The organism is Bradyrhizobium sp. CCBAU 45394, from assembly GCF_028128655.1.
GTDB classification, from domain to species: domain Bacteria; phylum Pseudomonadota; class Alphaproteobacteria; order Rhizobiales; family Xanthobacteraceae; genus Bradyrhizobium; species Bradyrhizobium diazoefficiens.
The window spans coordinates 133,730-151,718 of sequence record NZ_LBIX01000170.1; the positions used below are offsets into that span (position 1 = coordinate 133,730).

Annotated in this window: 13 protein-coding genes; 10 read left to right on the forward strand and 3 right to left on the reverse strand. The window is 62.3% G+C overall.

Translation table 11 applies throughout. From position 1 onward, the window contains the following. The first annotated feature begins 8 nt into the window (after positions 1 to 8). The 7 genes from tagH (at position 9) to WN73_RS27615 (ending at position 11,169) form a co-directional block, all read left to right on the forward strand. Positions 9 to 1,388 carry a type VI secretion system-associated FHA domain protein TagH gene (gene tagH / locus WN73_RS27585; protein ID WP_271555463.1) on the forward strand — a complete coding sequence of 460 codons (1,380 nt, stop codon included), beginning with the start codon at positions 9 to 11 and terminating at the stop codon, positions 1,386 to 1,388. A 48-nt stretch (positions 1,389 to 1,436) separates the two neighbouring features. Next, positions 1,437 to 2,774: a type VI secretion system baseplate subunit TssK gene (gene tssK / locus WN73_RS27590; RefSeq protein ID WP_271555465.1), complete on the forward strand. Its 1,338-nt coding sequence runs from the start codon at positions 1,437 to 1,439 to the stop codon at positions 2,772 to 2,774. A 287-nt stretch (positions 2,775 to 3,061) separates the two neighbouring features. Continuing rightward, the gene (gene tssL, locus WN73_RS27595; protein WP_271555467.1) at positions 3,062 to 4,297 is read left to right on the forward strand and encodes a type VI secretion system protein TssL, long form; all 1,236 of its coding nucleotides are present in this window, start codon (positions 3,062 to 3,064) and stop codon (positions 4,295 to 4,297) included. Positions 4,298 to 4,340: 43 nt separating this feature from the next. Beyond that, positions 4,341 to 7,883 carry a type VI secretion system membrane subunit TssM gene (tssM, locus tag WN73_RS27600; RefSeq protein WP_271555469.1) on the forward strand — a complete coding sequence of 1,181 codons (3,543 nt, stop codon included), beginning with the start codon at positions 4,341 to 4,343 and terminating at the stop codon, positions 7,881 to 7,883. After that, complete coding sequence (gene tagF / locus WN73_RS27605; RefSeq protein WP_011086383.1) at positions 7,880 to 8,581, forward strand: type VI secretion system-associated protein TagF; 702 nt, start codon at positions 7,880 to 7,882, stop codon at positions 8,579 to 8,581. The genes tssM and tagF overlap by 4 nt, the downstream gene beginning before the upstream one ends. Positions 8,582 to 8,587: 6 nt before the next feature. Further along, the gene (locus WN73_RS27610; RefSeq protein WP_028170703.1) at positions 8,588 to 9,364 is read left to right on the forward strand and encodes a PP2C family protein-serine/threonine phosphatase; all 777 of its coding nucleotides are present in this window, start codon (positions 8,588 to 8,590) and stop codon (positions 9,362 to 9,364) included. Further along, entirely contained in the window at positions 9,361 to 11,169 is a 1,809-nt protein-coding gene (locus WN73_RS27615; RefSeq protein WP_271555473.1) for a serine/threonine-protein kinase, read from the forward strand. Before WN73_RS27610 ends, WN73_RS27615 begins: the two co-directional genes overlap by 4 nt. Positions 11,170 to 11,178: 9 nt before the next feature. Here the strand turns inward: WN73_RS27615 and WN73_RS27620 are convergent, their stop codons facing one another. Beyond that, positions 11,179 to 12,162, reverse strand: coding sequence for a DUF4424 domain-containing protein (locus WN73_RS27620; RefSeq protein ID WP_028170705.1), 984 nt, complete (start codon positions 12,160 to 12,162; stop codon positions 11,179 to 11,181). Positions 12,163 to 12,260: 98 nt separating this feature from the next. Continuing rightward, entirely contained in the window at positions 12,261 to 12,518 is a 258-nt protein-coding gene (locus WN73_RS27625) for a hypothetical protein (RefSeq protein ID WP_236842226.1), read from the reverse strand. 183 nt (positions 12,519 to 12,701) lie between these two features. Between WN73_RS27625 and WN73_RS27630 the strand changes: the two genes are divergently transcribed. The 3 genes from WN73_RS27630 to WN73_RS27640 all read left to right on the forward strand — a co-directional run bounded on the left by WN73_RS27630 (position 12,702) and on the right by WN73_RS27640 (position 16,929). After that, positions 12,702 to 14,423, forward strand: a complete 1,722-nt coding sequence (locus WN73_RS27630) for a hypothetical protein (protein WP_271555476.1) — start codon at positions 12,702 to 12,704, stop codon at positions 14,421 to 14,423. Positions 14,424 to 14,462: 39 nt separating this feature from the next. After that, a complete protein-coding gene (locus WN73_RS27635) occupies positions 14,463 to 16,262 on the forward strand; it encodes a caspase family protein (protein ID WP_271555478.1) in 1,800 nt (599 codons plus the stop codon). Positions 16,263 to 16,371: 109 nt separating this feature from the next. Next, entirely contained in the window at positions 16,372 to 16,929 is a 558-nt protein-coding gene (locus WN73_RS27640) for a DUF4384 domain-containing protein (protein ID WP_236842227.1), read from the forward strand. Positions 16,930 to 16,956: 27 nt separating this feature from the next. Here the strand turns inward: WN73_RS27640 and WN73_RS27645 are convergent, their stop codons facing one another. Beyond that, entirely contained in the window at positions 16,957 to 17,949 is a 993-nt protein-coding gene (locus WN73_RS27645; RefSeq protein ID WP_271555481.1) for a hypothetical protein, read from the reverse strand. Between the last annotated feature and the right edge of the window lie 40 nt (positions 17,950 to 17,989).

Here is a 17,989-nt window from a genome sequence, read left to right on the forward strand (position 1 = left end):
ACGATGTGATGGTGCTTCGCTTTAATATCGAGAACGAACCGAACCTTCCGGACGGCGGACCTGTGTCGTTTACGGTCACCGGCAGGCGCTCGGTCGATATTGGCCGGGATCGTCACCTCGACTGGACGCTGCCGGATCCGGCGCGGACGATTTCCGGAAAGCACTGCGAAGTGCACTTTCGCGATGGCGGCTATTGGCTGCACGACGTCTCGACCAACGGCACCTTTCTCAATGGTGCCGACCAGCGCATGCGGGGGCCGCACCGCTTGCGCGACGGCGACCGACTGACGATCGGTCACTACATCATCGGAGTTTCGCTGGAGGATGAGCCTGGCGGGCGCAGCCCAAACCATGAGGCGCAACTGCACGAACCCTCGGTCCAGCAGCATGCCGATTACGGAGAGCTTTGGACGGCCGATCGTGACGTTCCGCCGCCGATCGATCCGCACCTGTTGAAGAAGCCACGCGAGGCTGCGCGGCCCGTCAATCCGGGGTTCCTGGACTGGGCGGCGAGCGTCCCGGCGCCGGGTGTAGACCCATTTCGACCGTCATCGCCGACGTCTCCGTACCAACCGTCCGTGCAGGACGACGACATGAACTGGGCAGCGGGTCCGGTCACCGCGCCGAAACCGCAAGTCGAGCGCCCCCCAGTCAAGCCGACCCCCCGCCGGCCGTCGGTGTGGATCGATGATGAACCAGCCGGTGCACAGCCGCCGGCATCGCTATCACACCAAGAGGTTGCGACGCCGCGCCAGACGCAAGCAGCAGGCGAGGGGGCTGTCACGGCCAAGCCAGTCGGCGGTACCGAGTTCGCGCGACTGGTGGCGCGCGCTGCAGGATTGCCGGACAATTTCTTTGCCAACAAGTCCGACGCCGAACTCGCCGAACAGCTTGGCATCATCTTGCGTATGACCGTGGATAATCTCATGGCGCTGCTGCAAGCGCGAACCCAAGCCAAACAGCTGACCCGCAGCACCAGCCAGACCACCGTCCAAGCCCTCGAAAATAATCCGCTGAAATTCTCGCCGACCGCGGAAGAGGCGATGCGCATTCTCTTTGGCCCGCCGACGCGTAGCTACCTCGACGCACAGCGCGCCTTTGCACAGGGCTTCAGTGATCTCAAATCACATCAGTTGAAGACCTATATGGCGATGCAGCACGCTGTCCATGAGCTGATTGCGGACATAGATCCGACGCTGATGGCGCGCGAGCTCGAGCTTCAGCGTGGCGCAAGCTCCTGGCTCGGCACGAACAAGGGCAAACTCTGGGACGAGTTCTTGACGCGCTGGAAGGCGCATCTTGGCCGCGATAACAGCGCGCCGATCGAAATCTTTATGTTGCACTTCTCGGACTATTACGACCGCGGCGACAAGCCCGGTTCAAAGTAAGCTGTCGGCGACCATGCGGTCGCCGACATTTTCTAAGTGGATGTAGGAATGTCTTGGTACAGCAAGGTTTTCTGGTCGGAAGGTCTGTTTCTGCGGCCGCATCATCTGCAGCAGAACGACCGCTACATCGAACACTTGCTGGAAAAGCGCGTTCGCTACACGACACCATACCCCTGGGGCTTTGCCCAGCTGGAGATCGATAAGGATCTTACCGAACAAAGCAAGTTCGCGGTGCGCAATGCGTCCGGCGTTATGCCGGACGGTACGCCGTTCGATATCCCTGCGGACAGCCCAATTCCCGAAGCGATCGATGTGCCGGACACGGCCGCAGGCCAGATCGTCTGGCTGATGATGCCTGTCGCGGCACCAAACACCCGCGAGGTCGACGAGGACCGCACCGACAGCGCCAGTCGTTATGTTCGTACTTCGGAAACCTTCATTGACTCGACCTCGGCGCTACGCATCGAGGAAGAGATCGACATCGCTTATCCGCGCTTGTCGTTCGAACTGCGCAAGACCAGCAAGCCCGGATACATGGGCCTCGGCATCGCGCGCATTCTGGAAGTGCGCGACAAGAACATCCTGTTCGACGACAAGTTCGTGCCGCCGATGCTGGTCTGCGCCGCGCATCCGATCATCGATGGTTGGCTCAACCGCATCATCGGCTGGGTTGAGACCAAACTCGACGAGCTGGCGCGTTATGCGGTCGATCCGTCATCCGGCGGTGGGTTGCAGAGCGTCGACTATCTGGTCCTGCAAGTGCTGAACCGTACCATTCCCGTGCTGACTCATTTCCAACGCTCCGGCAGCGTGCACCCCGAGCGCCTGTACGAGGAATTGCTGAGGTTCGCGGGTGAACTTGCGACTTTTTCCACGGCGGAACGGCGGGCGCGCAACTATCCGGCGTACGATCATGACGATCTCGAGAACGTCTTCACACCATTGGTGAGCGACATCCAGGACTTCTTGAGCGCGCGGCTGGGCCGGCGGGCGATCCGTCTGGAGATCATCGAGCGCGCGCAGAATGCGTTCGTATCGCCGATCCGCGATCGAGCGCTATTCCGAAATGCGACCCTGGTGCTGGAGGTTGCCGCACGGCGGCCACTCGTGGAGATCCAGAACGATTTCCCGCACCTGTTCAAGGTTGGGCCGAACACCAAGATGAACGAGATCGTGCACGCAAACTTGCCGGGCCTGACCTTGGTGCATTTGCCGACGCCACCGCCGCATATCCGGGCCATCACGGATCACGTCTATTTCTATCTCGACCGCAAGTCGCCGCTGTGGCCCGAGTTCAGCACGGCGGCCTCGATCGGAATGCACTTCTCCGGCGACTGGCCGGAGCTTGAGCTGTATCTTTGGGCTATCCTGGAAGACAGGCCATGAGCGACAGGGACAAGCCGGTCAATCCTTTCGGTCGGGGCGAACGGACGATCATCCGTCCCAACCCCGGCGGGAAGTTGCCGCCGGCGCCGACCTCTCAGCCTCCGCCGGGCGAGGGGCCTGCAGCACGTCCGGCCTATTCGCCGTCACCCGTACCTTCTCCCGGCGCGCCAACGCCACCATCGTCCTTTTCGCCCGTTCCACAGGGCTCGAACTACGCCTCCGCGCCGGCCAGCCATCCAACCGAGGAATGGATCTCGACACCCGCGCAAGGCCAGGTGCCGCAACCCATGCTGCCGGCAGGGCCGCCGTTGCGCGTCGACGATCTCGTCGCGCCAAATGCCAATCCAGTGATGCGCGCTGCGGGCCCATTGCTGCAACTGCTCGGTCGGTTGCGGGTGGCGCTCATGCGCGCGTCATTCGCGAGCCTGATGGAGCAGGTCGCAGACGCTATCAAATTCTTTGAGAAGGACATCCGTTCAGCGGGCATTTCCGAGCACCAGGCCAACACAGCGAAATATATCCTGTGTGCCACTGCCGACGATATCGTGCAGCACATCCCGACCGAGGAGCGTCACGTCTGGACGCAATACTCGATGCTGAGCCGCTTCTTCGGCGAGCGTGTCGGCGGCGTCCGTTTCTTTGAGATCCTCGACCATTTGAAGATTGATCCACTGGTCAATTATCCGGTCCTCGAACTTCAGCACGCCTGCTTGGCGCTTGGTTTTCAGGGCATTCACCGGACGTCAGGGGGCGGACTTGCGAACCTGCAGCTGATCCAGCGTAACCTCTATGAATTGCTGCGCCGGGTCCGGCCGAAGACGATGACCGACCTGTCGCCCAACTGGCGCGGGCAGGCGCTGGCGGGGCGCCGGCAGCGTTTGCGTGTTCCGGTCTGGCTCGTGGCGGCCGTCGTCGCCGCGCTGCTGACCGGGTCCTATTTCGTCCTGCGGACGCTCCTCGCTGGCCGGGCAGAGAATGCTGCCGAGGTGGCGCTCGCGCTCCATCCGGCCGGCCCGATCGAGCTCAAGCGCCAGGTCGTTGCACCACCGCCGCCACCTCCGCCTCCGCCGCCACCGGATCGCATCACCCAGTTGCAACGCATCCGCAACGCGCTCGCGAAGGAGAACACAGCCTGTGCCATGACCGCGGACCAGACCCCCAGTTTCATCGTGATCAGGGTCTGCGATCTGGCCTTGTTTGCATCGGGCCAGGCGACCATCCTCGACGGTTTCAAGCCGATCGCACTCCGCGTCGCAGCAACCCTCGACAAGGAGCCGGGACGGATCCGGGTCGTCGGCCATACCGACAGTTCGCCGATCCGCACAGTCCGCTTCCCGACAAATTTCGAGTTGTCGGTCGAGCGCGCCAAGGCGGTTGCCGCGGCACTGAAGCCTGGCTTGACCGATGGTTCGCGCGTCGACGTCGAGGGCAAAGGAGCAGATGCGCCAATCGCCAGCAACACGACACCCGAGGGACGCGCTAAGAACCGGCGCGTCGAGATCTTTATCGAACGCAGCGAATAGGCAGATTCCACCGGGTCAGGTGGTTTGCGACAGGTACGGTTAGATGCTTGCCAAGGACATTCTTCGCATCGTTCTCTACGGGGTCGGGCTCAGCTCGCTCGGAGCGGTGATCTATTTCGCCGGTCCCTTCATTGCGTTCGGCGATTGGCGGCCGCTGGAGAACCATATCGTCCGGCAGATCGCTATTCTGCTGCTCACCACGATCGTCGCAGGCATCGTTGGCCTCAAACTGTTCAGGCGGCGCAAGGGTGCCAAGGAGATTGCCGATGGCATCGCTGGTGCGGACCAGCCCGTCAGCGATGAACCGGTACTCAAGGAGCGCATGAAGGATGCGCTCGCGACGCTGAAGACCGCCAGCGGCAACAAATCGGGCTTTCTCTACGATCTGCCGTGGTACGTCATCATCGGTCCGCCCGGCGCCGGCAAGACCACGGCGCTGGTCAATTCCGGGCTCAAATTTCCGCTCGCGCCCGGGGCGACGCCCGCGGCGATCGCGGGGGTCGGCGGTACCCGCTACTGCGATTGGTGGTTTACCGAGGAGGCGGTGCTGATCGATACCGCCGGCCGCTACACCACCCAGGACTCCAATAGCAAGGCCGACAAGGACAGCTGGCTGGCGTTCCTGGACATCCTGAAGAAAAGTCGATCACGCCAGCCGATCAACGGCGTCCTTGTCGCCATCAGTATCGAAGACATTCTAACGCTGCCGAAGCAGGAGCTCGCACTTCACGCCGATGCCATCAGGATGCGCCTGCTCGAGCTGCATCAGAGGCTCAAGGTCAGCTTCCCGGTCTACGCGCTATTTACCAAAGCCGATCTCGTTGCCGGCTTCACCGAGTATTTCGCCTATCTCGGGGATGCCGGCCGCCGCCAGGTCTGGGGGGCCACGTTCCAGACCGCCGACAAGACCCAGAATCTGGTGGGGCAGATCCCGGTCGAGTTCGACCGTCTGCTGGAGCGCCTGAGCGAGGAGACGCTCGACCGTCTGCAGGACGAGCCGACGCCCCAGCACCGCGTGCAATTGTTCGGCTTTCCGGCACAGATGGCGCGGCTCAAGCCGCAGATCCACGATTTCCTCAACCTGATCTTCGAGCCGACGCGCTATCACGTGAACGCGAACCTGCGCGGTTTCTACTTTACCTCGGGTACGCAGCAGGGCACGCCGATCGACCAATTGATCGGGTCGCTGGCACGTACGTTCGGCGCTGAGGAGGTCGGTTCCGGATCCTATTCGGGCACGGGCAAGAGCTTTTTCCTCGCCGATCTGATTTCCAAAGTCATCATCGGCGAAGCCGACTGGGTCTCGACCGACCGTGCCGCGGTGCGCCGCGCGCTAATCCTGAAAACCGCGGCCCTGTCATTGATCGGCCTGGTCTCGATCGGACTGATCGCAGCCTGGCTGACGAGCTACAAGCGGAACTCCGATTTGATTGAGCAAAGCCTGCAGGCCGATAGCGAGTATGCAGCCGCCGGCGCACCAATTATCAAACAGACGCTGATTGCTGATCATGATCTAGACAAGGTGCTGCCGCTACTCTACCGGCTGCGCAACGCCCCGGCAGGCTACGGATCGCGCGGCGAGTCGGTGCCTCTGTCGGCTCGCTACGGGCTCAGTCAGCACGCCCGGCTGTTGTCGCCCTCGAAGGCGGCCTATCATACGGCGCTTGAGCGCATGTTCCGGCCGCGGCTGCTGTATCGCCTGGAGGAGCAGCTCAATGCGCGCATAAACGAGCCTGCCTTTGTCTACGAGGCGCTCAAGGTCTATCTGATGGTCGGCGGCCTGCAGTCGCCGGACCGCGAGTTGATCCGCTCCTGGATGCAACGTGACTGGGCGGACAACCTCTATCCTGGCGCCACCAACGCGGAAGGGCGGCGTCTGCTCGACGAGAACCTCGTGGCAATGTTCGACCTCGAGACCGAACAGCAGCCGCTGGTCGAACTCGACGGCCGGTTGATCAAGCAGGCCCAGAGCTCCTTGGCGCGCCTGAGCGTGTCGCAACGTGCCTACGAGTTTCTGAAGTCGGAGGCTCGCGCATCGACCGCTGGCGACTGGATCGCCAGCCGCCATGGCGGACCCGACATGGGTGTCGTGTTCGAAACCACGACGGGGCAGCCTTTGGACGCCGTGCGGGTACCCGAGTTCTTCACGTATAATGGCTTCCATCAGAAGTTCGTTGCCCGGCTGTCCGGATTGTCTGAGCGGATGAAGCGGGAGCGATGGGTTCTAGGGGATGCCGGCCAGCAGTCGGCCATCGACCAGCAGTACGACAATCTGGCCGGCGATCTGCTCAGCATCTATTCCAACGATTTCGTGACGACCTGGCGAACGGCGCTCGGGAGCCTGCGCCTGAAGAAGCTGCTCGCCGACAAGCCGAAATATGAGGTGCTGCGGGCGCTTTCGGCGCCGACCTCGCCGATGCGGCAAATTCTGGAATCGGTGCGCGACGAGACGGTGCTAACCAAGGAACGGGCGAAGCCGGCGAGCGCTTCGGCAGCCGCCGCCGCACCGGCGCCAGCACTCTTCACGAATGCCCAGGATGGACCGCCTGGCGCGATGATCGAGGCGCAGTTCAAACCTTACCACGCGGCGCTCGAAGGCGAGAGCACCCGCCGGCCGATCGACTCGACCGTCGCGAACCTGAACGACATCGCGCAGAACCTGACGCTGATCATCGAGAATCCCCAACTGACCGCACAGGCCACAGCTGCGCTTCAGACCCAGGTCGCAGCGCTCCGCAACAATGCCTCGCGCATGCCGCCGCCATTCTCCGACATGCTGCGAGCAGCAGCCGCGGAGTTCGAAGGCAGCATTGCGGCTTCAACCGCCGGGCAAATCCTTCAAACGTTGCGCGATCAGGTCACGCCGGTCTGCCAACAGACCGTGACCAACCGCTACCCGTTTATCCGCAGCAGCAGCCAGGAAGTCCCGCTGGCGGATTTTGCCAAATTGTTCAGTCCGAACGGCGTTATGGACAAGTTCTTCACCCAGTATCTGGCACCTTATGCCGACACGTCGCGATCGGACTGGGTTTGGCGAAAGGAGAGCCCCGTTGGTCGGTCGTTCTCGCCGGATACGCTCAAGCAATTCCAAAATGCGGCCTATATCCGCGACGCCTTCTTCCAGACCGGCGGCGGTTTGCCGGCGGTATCGTTCGCGATCCGGCCGCCTGGGGCAGCCGGGCCAGGCGTGACCGTCAAGACCGAGATCGGCGGCACCACAATTACAAGCCCAACCACACCTGGTCCAGCGACCTCATCCTTGTTCGGCGGTCCGCAACCTACGCCACCGCCACCGCCACAGCCACAGAGCAACTCGCCAACGACCGTCCTATGGCCGGGCCCCGCGCCGCGAACTGCAATTTCAGTCAGCAACGACACCGGCCCGCCATCCGTGCTTGAGCGCATTGGTCCCTGGTCGTTGTTTCGGATGCTGGAGGCTGGCTCGTTAGTGGTGAAAGCGGAAACGGCCAGCGCGACTTTCATCGTCGCCGGGCGCGAGCTCAGCTATCAAATTTCGACTGGATCGTTGCGCAACCCGCTGAATCTGTCAGTGCTGCGTGAGTTTCGTTGCCCGACCGGGATATGACCATGCGTTGCGGGTTATTCGGCAAAATCGGCGCGAAGCGTGACTTCATCGCGATCGCAACTCCGCGCAGCTTCCTGGAAGCTTGGGAGCCGTGGGTACAGGCTGCGCTGTCAGCAAGTCGCCACCAGCTTGGCCCAGGATGGCAGCAGGCCTTTCTGACCGCGCCGGTCTGGCGGTTTTGGCTCGGTGCCGCAATCTGCGGAACGACGGTGGCGGGGGCGATTATGCCCTCGCTCGACGGGGTGGGGCGATACTATCCCTTGACCCTGCATGCGGTGACCGGCGAGGCCGTCTCGCTGCCGCCGCCGAGCATTGATCCGCAGGACGAATGGTTCGGGCAAGTGGAGGCGTTCCTGCTTTCGACCCTGGATCGGGCCGCGACCTTCGAGCAGATCTCCGATGGACTGGACCGGCTTGCGGTGCCACGACTGCAGGAGACCATCGCCAGCGGTCCGCCGATCACGTCGCTTGGTACTGCGGCAATGGGGAGGGCTTCGGCGGTCGACGCCTTCGCGGGGGCGTTTGCAGCACTTTGCGCCGCCAACCCACAGGTCTACGCCGCGGCTAGCTTCTGGTGGACCGCCGGAGGGGAAGGCTTTCCGCCAATGGCGCTGAGTTGCCGAGGATTACCAGATCCGTTTCACTACATTACGCTGCTGACCGGTGATCCCGGCCTCGCGGCATCCGGGAATGGATGACGCACGATGGTGCATACCCCATCCTTGTTCGATGTTGGTAGCATTACCCATGCCGGAAGGGTGCGGGAGCGGAACGAGGATTCATGTTTGGTACGAACCGACGTTGGCCTGTGGGCCGTCGCCGACGGTATGGGTGGTCACGAGGCCGGCGATCTCGCCAGTCGCATTGTAGTGCAGTCGCTTGACGCGATCGGCACGCCAGAATCAGCCGCAGACCTGCTGGCGGAATGCGAGGAGCGGCTATTCAGCGCAAACCGGCAGATACTGGCGCTTAGTCGTGAACGACAGGGTGCCACCGTCGGGACTACAGCGGCGGTTCTGCTCGTTCGCGATAGCTACTATGCCTGCATATGGGCGGGTGACAGCCGGGTTTACTTGATCAGTCGCGGCGCAATTAGCCAAGTGTCGCATGATCACAGCGAACTGGAGGAACTGATCGCCGAAGGTGCGCTGTCGCGCGAAGACGTGAATGATTGGCTGAGCAATGCCATTACTCGCGCCGTCGGTGTCGCCGATGATCCGGAATTTGAGGTGGTAACAGGCCCGGCCGAGCCGGAGGATGTCTTCGTGATCTGCAGCGATGGCCTGACCAGGCACGTGCGGGACGACGAGATCCTGCAGCACGCGGCTACGCGACGCGCCCAGGCAGCTTGCGATGACATGCTCGCGCTGGCTCTTGATCGTGGCGGGCTTGACAACGTAACGATTGTGATCGTGCGACTGCTGACGCCACGATCTCAGGAGGCGACAAGATCTCCGCTTGATCGCGAGCCGCAACCATGACCCCGAACGATCCGTTCCGACCGTCCTATCAGGGCGTGCCCCCCGGCACCCGTCTCAACGGTATCTACGAGATCGAAGCGGTGATCGGCGCGGGCGGCATGGGTGAGGTCTACAAATGCCGAGAGATCCAAACTGGATCGCCTGTTGCCGTGAAAATGCTATTGCCCGACATGGTCGATAACGAGGCGGCGCTCGCGCTGTTCCGTCGAGAGGCCGCGGCGCTCCACAATCTTCCGCATGACGCGATCGTTCGCTACTTCCTGTTTACGGTGGAGCCGGTGCTGCAGCGACCGTATCTCGCGATGGAGTTCGTGAATGGCCGCTCGCTCTCGAACATGCTCGACGATGGACCGTTGACTTTCGAGGCGCTGATCAAGCTGATGCTGCGCGTCGCATCGGGACTGGAGGCTGCCCATGAGCACGGCATCATCCATCGCGACGTTTCTCCGGACAACATCATTGTTCCGCTCGACGACGTCAGGCGGGCTAAGATCATCGACTTCGGCATAGCCCGGTCGACCCAGATGGGTGACAAGACCATCATCGGCTCGGGCTTCGCTGGCAAGGACAACTACGCATCGCCGGAACAGGTAGGGTTGTACGGCAATGACGTGACCGCGAAATCCGATGTCTACAGCCTCGGTCTTGTGCTGTTTCACGCGCTGACCGGACAGAAGCTCGACATGGGTGGCAGCCAGTTTCAACTGGTGGAGAAGCGCCGGCGTGTTCCCGATCTCGGTGCGGTGGATATGCGCATCCGGCCTTTGCTGGAGCGGATGCTGCAGCCTGATCCGGCATTGCGCCCGACCATGGGAGAGGTCGCCAGCTGGAAGCCGACCGGTTTGGTGCAGACGCCGGCCGCGCCGTTATATGGTTTCGATCCGCTGCGGCGGCCGGAAGGCGCGGCGCCGGTGCCGCAGGACAGGATGCCGTCGACCGCGCGGAGTCCGCGCGGCCGCTGGCTGGGGGCCGGCGTGGCGGCTCTGTTACTGCTGGTCGGCGGTGGTGGATATGCCTTCTACAAGCTGGTCTGGTCAGCGCCCGGCACCGCGGTCTTGCCACCACCTCCAAAACTCGCCGGAACAATGGCGCCGCCGAAGGTCGAGCCCGCTGGACCACAGCCCGGGCGCCAAGAGCCGGAGAAGTTGTCTGCGCAGCCGACGGCGACGCCGTCTCCGGCACTCGATGGGGCGGGGCGAGCTGAGCGCATCCGCAAATACGTGGCCCAGTATTCTGGCGGTGACTGCTTCTTTGTCTTGCCGATTGCCGTGAGCCCAAATGCCGCTGTCATCGAAGGGTTCGGTGCCTCGACCGCCCCATTCGACACCTTCGACAAAGCGTTTCGGCGTGAGCAGGGTTTCGAGGCTTCGATCGGCGTCAGGCAAGTGACCCAGGCGCAATGCCCAGCCGTCAGGTTCTTGAGTCAGGTCGGGAGCGATCAGGCGCGAATGCCACGCATCACCCTGTCAGCGACAGAGCTGAAGGGTGGTGAAGCCCTCAATGGGACCATTGAGAACTTTGCCAACCGCGTGGTCGAGCTGCTCATGGTGTCGGATCGCGGCGAAGTCCAGAGCCTGTCTTATCTTCTGAAGCCGGGCATCGACTCGCTTTCGTTTACGCTCCCGACAGCGCGCGCGAGCGGTCCGCAATTGCTGTTGGTCGTGGCGGTTCCGCAGGTTCTGGACTCATTGCGCCAGCCGCGACCGATAGCTGCCGATACGTTCTTCCTCCAGGCGCTGAGCGAGGCTCAGCGCAACAAGGTGACCATCATCGCGGCCGCGCGTTACGTGCTGCTCACCAATTGACCGGCACGCTCAGAATGTTCCGATCACCAGGATTTTCAGGTCGGCATCCGGCTTGAAGTCGTTTGCCGTATATTCAAGCGTATTTCCGGTAGCAGACGATGCCTTGAGCCGCCCAGGACAGAAGCTCACCAAGCGGTCGTTGCCGCCTGGGTCGATAGTCAGCTTGAACGACCGGATCGGCCCGGCCCAATTCGCGCCGGTCTTGAGCACGTATGATATGCGCCTCTCCTGCAGGTTCGCGCTGTTGATCTGGTTACTGCCCGCGCGCTTGTCGATCTCGGCGAGGAACGTATCCTGGACGCAGTATTCTTTCCGGTAACGGGCGACTTGCTGACCCAGTGCGCTGCTGCGGCGTAGGCTCGGGCGCAGGATGGTGTCAGGACTGGAGCCGACGCTCGGCCGGTACCGGTGTTCGACCGTGACGGTGCGCATGGGCGGAAACACCTGCTGGCGCACAGCCGAGGTCTTGATAACCCAGCCTGGCGCATACTGCTGGCGACCGTTGTCGCTCATTCCGGCAGGCATCATAAGTCCGTCGTCCACGAGCCGGGTCCGAGTCGCCGCGGGCAGGTCGCTCAGCCGGATCTCGCGGCCACCAATCGGCAGCAGCGGTAGCTTGAGTTCGCGGAGCAGGGCACTGACATCCCTGTTGCCAACCATGGCGCGCTGATCGACGGTCAGCGGCGCCGGGCTGCCGTCGACCCTGGTCTCGAAGTCGACGAAGTTGATCGGATCATTTGAAGGTAGCGCAATGTTCTCAGCCTCCGACAGGTCGATGTCGGGCAGCGGAAAGGCAACAGTAAGCGTGACCGGCTTGGCAGTGACGTTGGCGAATTGGTAGCGAACACTGATTCTGTCGAGCCCGATACTAAGGTTCTCGCTCTCCATGGCCACGTCATTGGTGCGTACGAACTGGAGCCCGCCGATCGACAATTCCGCAGCCGAGTCGTTGGCGCGTGCCGGCCAGCCCGTCGCAACCAGCAGCGCGGCCATCAAGGCCCGTATCCGGAACGACGGTCGGATGCAGGCTCCGTTCGGCAAGCTAGTCTCCATGCGGCGTCGCAACATATGCTGGTTCCATCCGATGCGGGTCAATCGATCGGCTGATAAAGATCGCCCCACTCGGACTTCCAGACCCCGTCTGGATCGCACACCACCAGCGCCAGCTTTACGTCGTTTGCCAGCCGGATCGCGCCGCGAAAAGCATCCTGCGCCGGCAATTGCGCGCTGATCTGGTCGGTGGTCAGCCGTCCCCGGCTCGCGGCGGCCGGCAGCACGATTGATCCGGAGGCGCCGTCATTGTCGCGTTTCAGGAGCAGCGTGATCGCGTCGGGCTGAACTTCGCTCACCTTCTCAAATCTATTCCGGGCCATGTTTTGCACCGCAAGCTGAAGAGAATTCGGACTATCACCGTCAAGTGATAGAATTGAACTTGATTGAGATTGCGCACCACTAATTGACGCGCAGCATTAACGGCATCTCGGATTAGTCGATCCGACGCGGCGATCGGTTCGGGGTACATTGAGGCGAACATGCTTCGTCCAAATCGTTGGATCTGGGTCTTCATCGTTGGCGCTGGCATTTTCGGAACCAATGCGCATGCCGACGATACTGTCGTCCGCAGCTTTGCCAGCGGTTTGGCTGCTTCCATGGTCGGCATCGTTCCGGCCAGCGAGGACGTGGAACTCGCGGGACCACAAGCACTCAGCGCCGACGGGCAGGGCAACCTGTTTGTGCTCGATCAGGTCAACGGTCGCATCCTGCAGTTTGACCCGAAACAGCCGAACTCAGATCCTGACGTCCTCAAGATGCCGAAAGACGTCCAGCCGACTGATCTCGTGGTCCAGAACGACGACATCATGGTTTGGGACGGCGGCGTACGGACGCTGAAGGCGGCGCCAGGGCAGTCCACGCGCGGAATCGGTGGTGACGTGATCCAGCTTGAGGAGGTCTCGAGCCGTAGCGCGGACGATCAGGTCGCCGTCTCCGCTTTCGCCCAGATGGGATCGCAGGCGCCCGGCAGCGCGGCCGACTTGCTCGACCAGAATACCCGCGCGGCCATCGTCAAGACGACGCGGCAGCCCGACCGGCAATATGTGGCTTCTCGAAGTAAGGGCTCGGTGATCGCCGATATCGTTCCGGACAAGGGCAATGCCAGCGTAAGGGTCGAGATCCAGACCATGGTCACCAACGAGACGATCGGACAGCTAAGCCTGCGGGTGCGCAACCAGCTCGGAACGGTGGAGTTTCTTGAGATCGACAACGGCGACCGCTTCTACGTGCTTGCCGAGGACGTTCCGCCATCGGGAAAGAACGCCTCCACGTTCGTCGCACGCTATGCTGCGAACGGCCGTCTCGAGGGAATCTATGAGCTTCCTTTGGAAAATACGCCGCTGACCCGGCGGTTCGTCACGGTTTCGGGCGATGGCGATGTCTATTTCCTCCGGACCAAGCCGGACGGAATTGAAGTGGTTGGCGTCGGCTTCCGGCCGCTGACCAACGCTTCCATTATCGACGTGCGGCCGTCGCGAACGGCAGCCGCGCCAGCACCGCAATCCGGCGTCAAATTCGACGCGTCGGCCGCTGTGAGACCTTCCAATCGCCAGCAGGCTATCGAGACCGCGTTTGCATTCGAGGGCATCCAGTGGAAGCTGACGCAGTCGAACTACGGCAGCGATCCCGACAGCCAATGCAGCGGCTTCAGTCGTATTCGGCGGCCGTGGTATCTGCAGGGCAAAGTGAACCAGGAGGTGCGCGGTGTGCCCTATTGCTGGGGCTGCCACGGTTCGCTCGCGAACTTCCGGCAGCGGATCGACAGCGGAACGCTGGCTGGCAATGTGTGCACTCGCAACGCGCCAAGGCCGGATGTGGCTGGCGTCGACTGTTCGGCATTCGTCAGCGCCGCGTGGGGACTTTCTGTCCACTACACGACTGCCGCTATTCCTGCGATCGCAGCCCCCGTGGCAAATCCCTGGGACCTGAGGCCCGGCGATGCGCTGAACAAGCCGGGCTCGCACGTGATGTTGTTCCTGCGGTTCACGCCCGATCGCAAGGCCGAGGTGATGGAATCCTCGACCGGTGGCTGCAACGGCCGCGTCTGCCGCAACGTCTACCCGTTGGCGAGCCTGCTTTCGCGTGGCTACGTTCCGGTCCGCTTTCGGGCGTTCGCGGATGACCAGGCGACAGTCTCAGCGAGCGCCTATCAAGAGGCCGAACCGCAGCCGGGCCGCAAGACGGCGAGCAAAAGGCGCTGAACCCGGTGTGTCGCTGGCGCTACAGAATGGATAGGAAGGATGTCGAGGTGGATCACGATGCGGATGCCCAGGGAACTTGATTGCGGGATCAAGCGGCTATGCGCCACCATCGGGCTCGCTGCGTTGATCGGGCTGATATCCCCGCACGCGCATGCGACAGGGGGATTGTCGATCAGCAATCCGGACGGGGCGGCGGTGCGCGCGCTCGTGATCGGGATCGATGACTATCAGCACGTGCGGAAATTGAAGGGCGCGGTCGCCGACGCCACTGACATCGTGACCAGCTTGAAGAGCATGGGGGTTGGCGACGTCGTCGTACTGACTAACGCACAGGCCGACAGGGCAAGCATCTTGCGCGAGATCAGTTCACTGGTGGAGCGGACCAAGAACAACGACCTCATCTTTCTGTCGATCGCAGGTCATGGAACCCAGGAGCCGGAGCGCGTCAAGGGCTCGGAGCCGGACGGGATGGAAAACGTGTTCCTGCTGCCAGGCTTTGAAACCACGCCAACCGGGTCCATTGAACGTGTTCTGGGCAGTGAGTTCAACCATTTCATCCGGCAGTTCGAGCTTCGCGGAGCGAAGGTGATCTTCGTGGCTGATACCTGCCACGGCGGCGGTATGGTGCGCGATATCGATCCACGTGCCGCTGAGATGAGCTTCCGGCAGGTGCCGCGTTACACATTGCTGGTTGACGAACTGAAGCCGGTGTCGGACAGCAACGATCCGAAGTCAGAACTCGATCTTGACCACACGGCGTTCCTGGCTGCGGTGGACCGCTACACCAAGGCGCCGGAAGTCCGCATCCCTGGCATCGATGGCTTGCGCGGGGCTCTCAGCTATGCGGTCGCACGGGCGGTGGAGGGTAGCGCGGACATCAATCACGATGGGAAGGTGACGCTCAAGGAGCTCTTCAGCAATGTTCGACAGGTGGTCTATCAGCTCTCGGACCAGCGCCAGAACATCGTGACCATATCATCGCCGCCTCAGACGCCGGATACCGACATCGCCTTCGAATTGACGCGCGGTGTCGTGCTGATTCAGGGGCCGGCCGCGAGAGCGGCCTCCGGCCCGGCCGGATCCGGGGCGCCCGTCGAGGGACAAGCGCCCGCGCCGCCGGCTGTCACGGCCAAGGCACCAAACATTCCCACCCTTGCCGCGGCGGCGACCAAGGAACTTCCGACCGGCGACGCGCCGGCCCCCCTCCGTCTCGCTGCGCCAATCCGGCTGGCGGCGCTCGACGGCAAGACGAACTATTTTGCGAGCGTGGTGCCAAAGGATGTTCCCGTGCAGGCTGTTCAACCGACGGACAATCCCGACCTGATCTGGGATCCCGTGTCGCACGACGTGATCGCGTGGGGCGACGTAGTCGCCTACGGGATCGACGTTGCCAGCCTGCCGACGGTCGTTGACCGGACAGCGGCAATTCGTGAACTGAAGCGCATTGCGACCCGGTCGCCGCAGATCATGCGCATCTGGCCGGACGATCGCCAACAGCGTGCTGGCCAGACTGTCGAAGTTGATCTGTCTGATGTGGGGTCAAGAGCGGTGTTGCTGTTCAATGTGTCTGGCGATGGCACCATCCAATTGTTGTATCCGGTGGGTTCCGATGCGGCACTGGCCCGATCGGCGAGTTTGCGCCTACCGCTCAGGGTCGGCGAGCCGTTCGGCGCGGAACAGATCGTTGCAGTGACCTCGCAGCAACGCATGGTCGATCTTGAGACAGTCCTGATGCAGCTCAACCGGCGCCGCGCTTCGGGGCAGGTGATCAAGAGCCTCGAGCGGTACTTGCCTGCGGACGCGCGGATCGCCTCGATCGGCTTCTTCAGTGCTCCCTGACTTTTAGGGAGAGCAGGCCATGCCGTCATCGCAGCCGATCCGCCGGGAGCGACCATGGCTCGCATTCCTGCTGCTGCTGGCGGGTAGCGGAGCTTCGTCCGCAGCACCGTTGCCGTCGGCATCGCTGAATGTCGGCACGACGTATGCACCCTGGCTTTGGCCCGTACAAGCGGCGCGCAGGCAGGCCAATACCGCGAGTGTGTCCCTTCAGATCCTGCCGGGTCAGACCGTCAACCTCGGCGGCAAGGTCACGTTCGGCGTCACCGCGAGGAAGCCGGGATATCTCATTCTCGTCGACGTCGACGCGGAAGGGCGAATGTCCCAGATCTTTCCGACTCCCGAGCTATTGGCGCAGTCGGACGGACGCGACATCAATCTCGTCAAGCCCGGCGTCGAATTTGTCGTTCCAACCCCGGCGGCTCGGCAGCGTGGTTTTGAATATGTCGTCTCACCGCCGACTGGGTCAGCAGTGATGATCGCCATCCTGAGCGAGCGGCGGGTGCAGTTGCTCGATTTGCCGGACTTGCCGCGCAAGCTACAAGATCAGGCCGAGGCGTTGAGCTATCTAACGGCCTGGACCAGTGAGCTGCGCGTGCCGGACAACGGCAGCGGAAAGCTGGTGACGAATAATTGGTCGTTCGACGTCAAATCCTATTCCATCAAGTGAGCCCGGCAAGGCCAAGGCCTGTGAAGGCTAAAGCTTGCTCAGCCGACTGAAGAAGCCACCCCGGGCGATCATGTAATGAATGTCCTTTGGAAAGGGAAAAGCGCTGCGAACATTGGAAATCGCGCCCTGAAGGAATTCCCCGTGCTGTGGCGCCGGCTTGTGGTGCAGACGCGGCTGGTCAGCGACCTGCGGTATCATGAAGCGATCCACGTAAGCCGGGTCCAGGTCGTTGACCCTGACCATCTGGCCAAATGCCGGGAACAGGTCGTAATGACCGACCCTTACGCTAAGGTTCTTGAGAGCAGGGCGTTGTGGCTGCGCTTGATTGCCATCGGCCGTCGCCAGCCCGCGCCCGATCAGGTCCAGCTTCACCGATTGCGGGAGAGTTGATGGACCATACACGATCTCGAGCGCGCGGCCGCTCTGTCCAGACAACCACTGATACCAGAAGGTCGCATCGTCGGGCCGCGCATTGGCACCGTAGAGGCAGTCAAATCCCCAACAGGCCGTCAGCTTGCCCTGATACTTTCCAAGGTTCCCGACGAGATTGCGCATGCCGTTACCGCCGCCGGAGTGGCATGCGATGATGAGCTTGCCGATCTGGAGCTGAGGAATGGACGTCGAGGAGAGACCCAGGAACCTGGCAAGAGCTCCAAGGACCTCCTCGAGATAGCGTTCGCCCCAGCTCGCGGTTGCTAGGTCAGACACGCTGTAGTTTCCGGCAAAGGTGTCGCCAACGGCATATTCGTAGCCCAGGAACGGCGCGATAAGCACCACGTCCTTGCCGGAATCCCGGACCTGTTCGCGCAGCCGCGCTGGATCGTTGTGGAATAGGAATTCATGGTTTTTGACATAGAAGCCGTGAAGCCAGATCACGACATCGAACTTGGTGGCAGCTGTTGGGTGCTTTGGCGGAAGATAAACCGCCGTCGGCTTCATGCCGGGTGCCTGCCGCTTCGTGAAGAGCGTCACCCCCGGAAAGGCATTGGCGTCCTTTTGCTCAAGCTCACACGCAACCACGCAGGTCGCTCCGCTTCGGCCAATCCAGGCAAGGACCTGG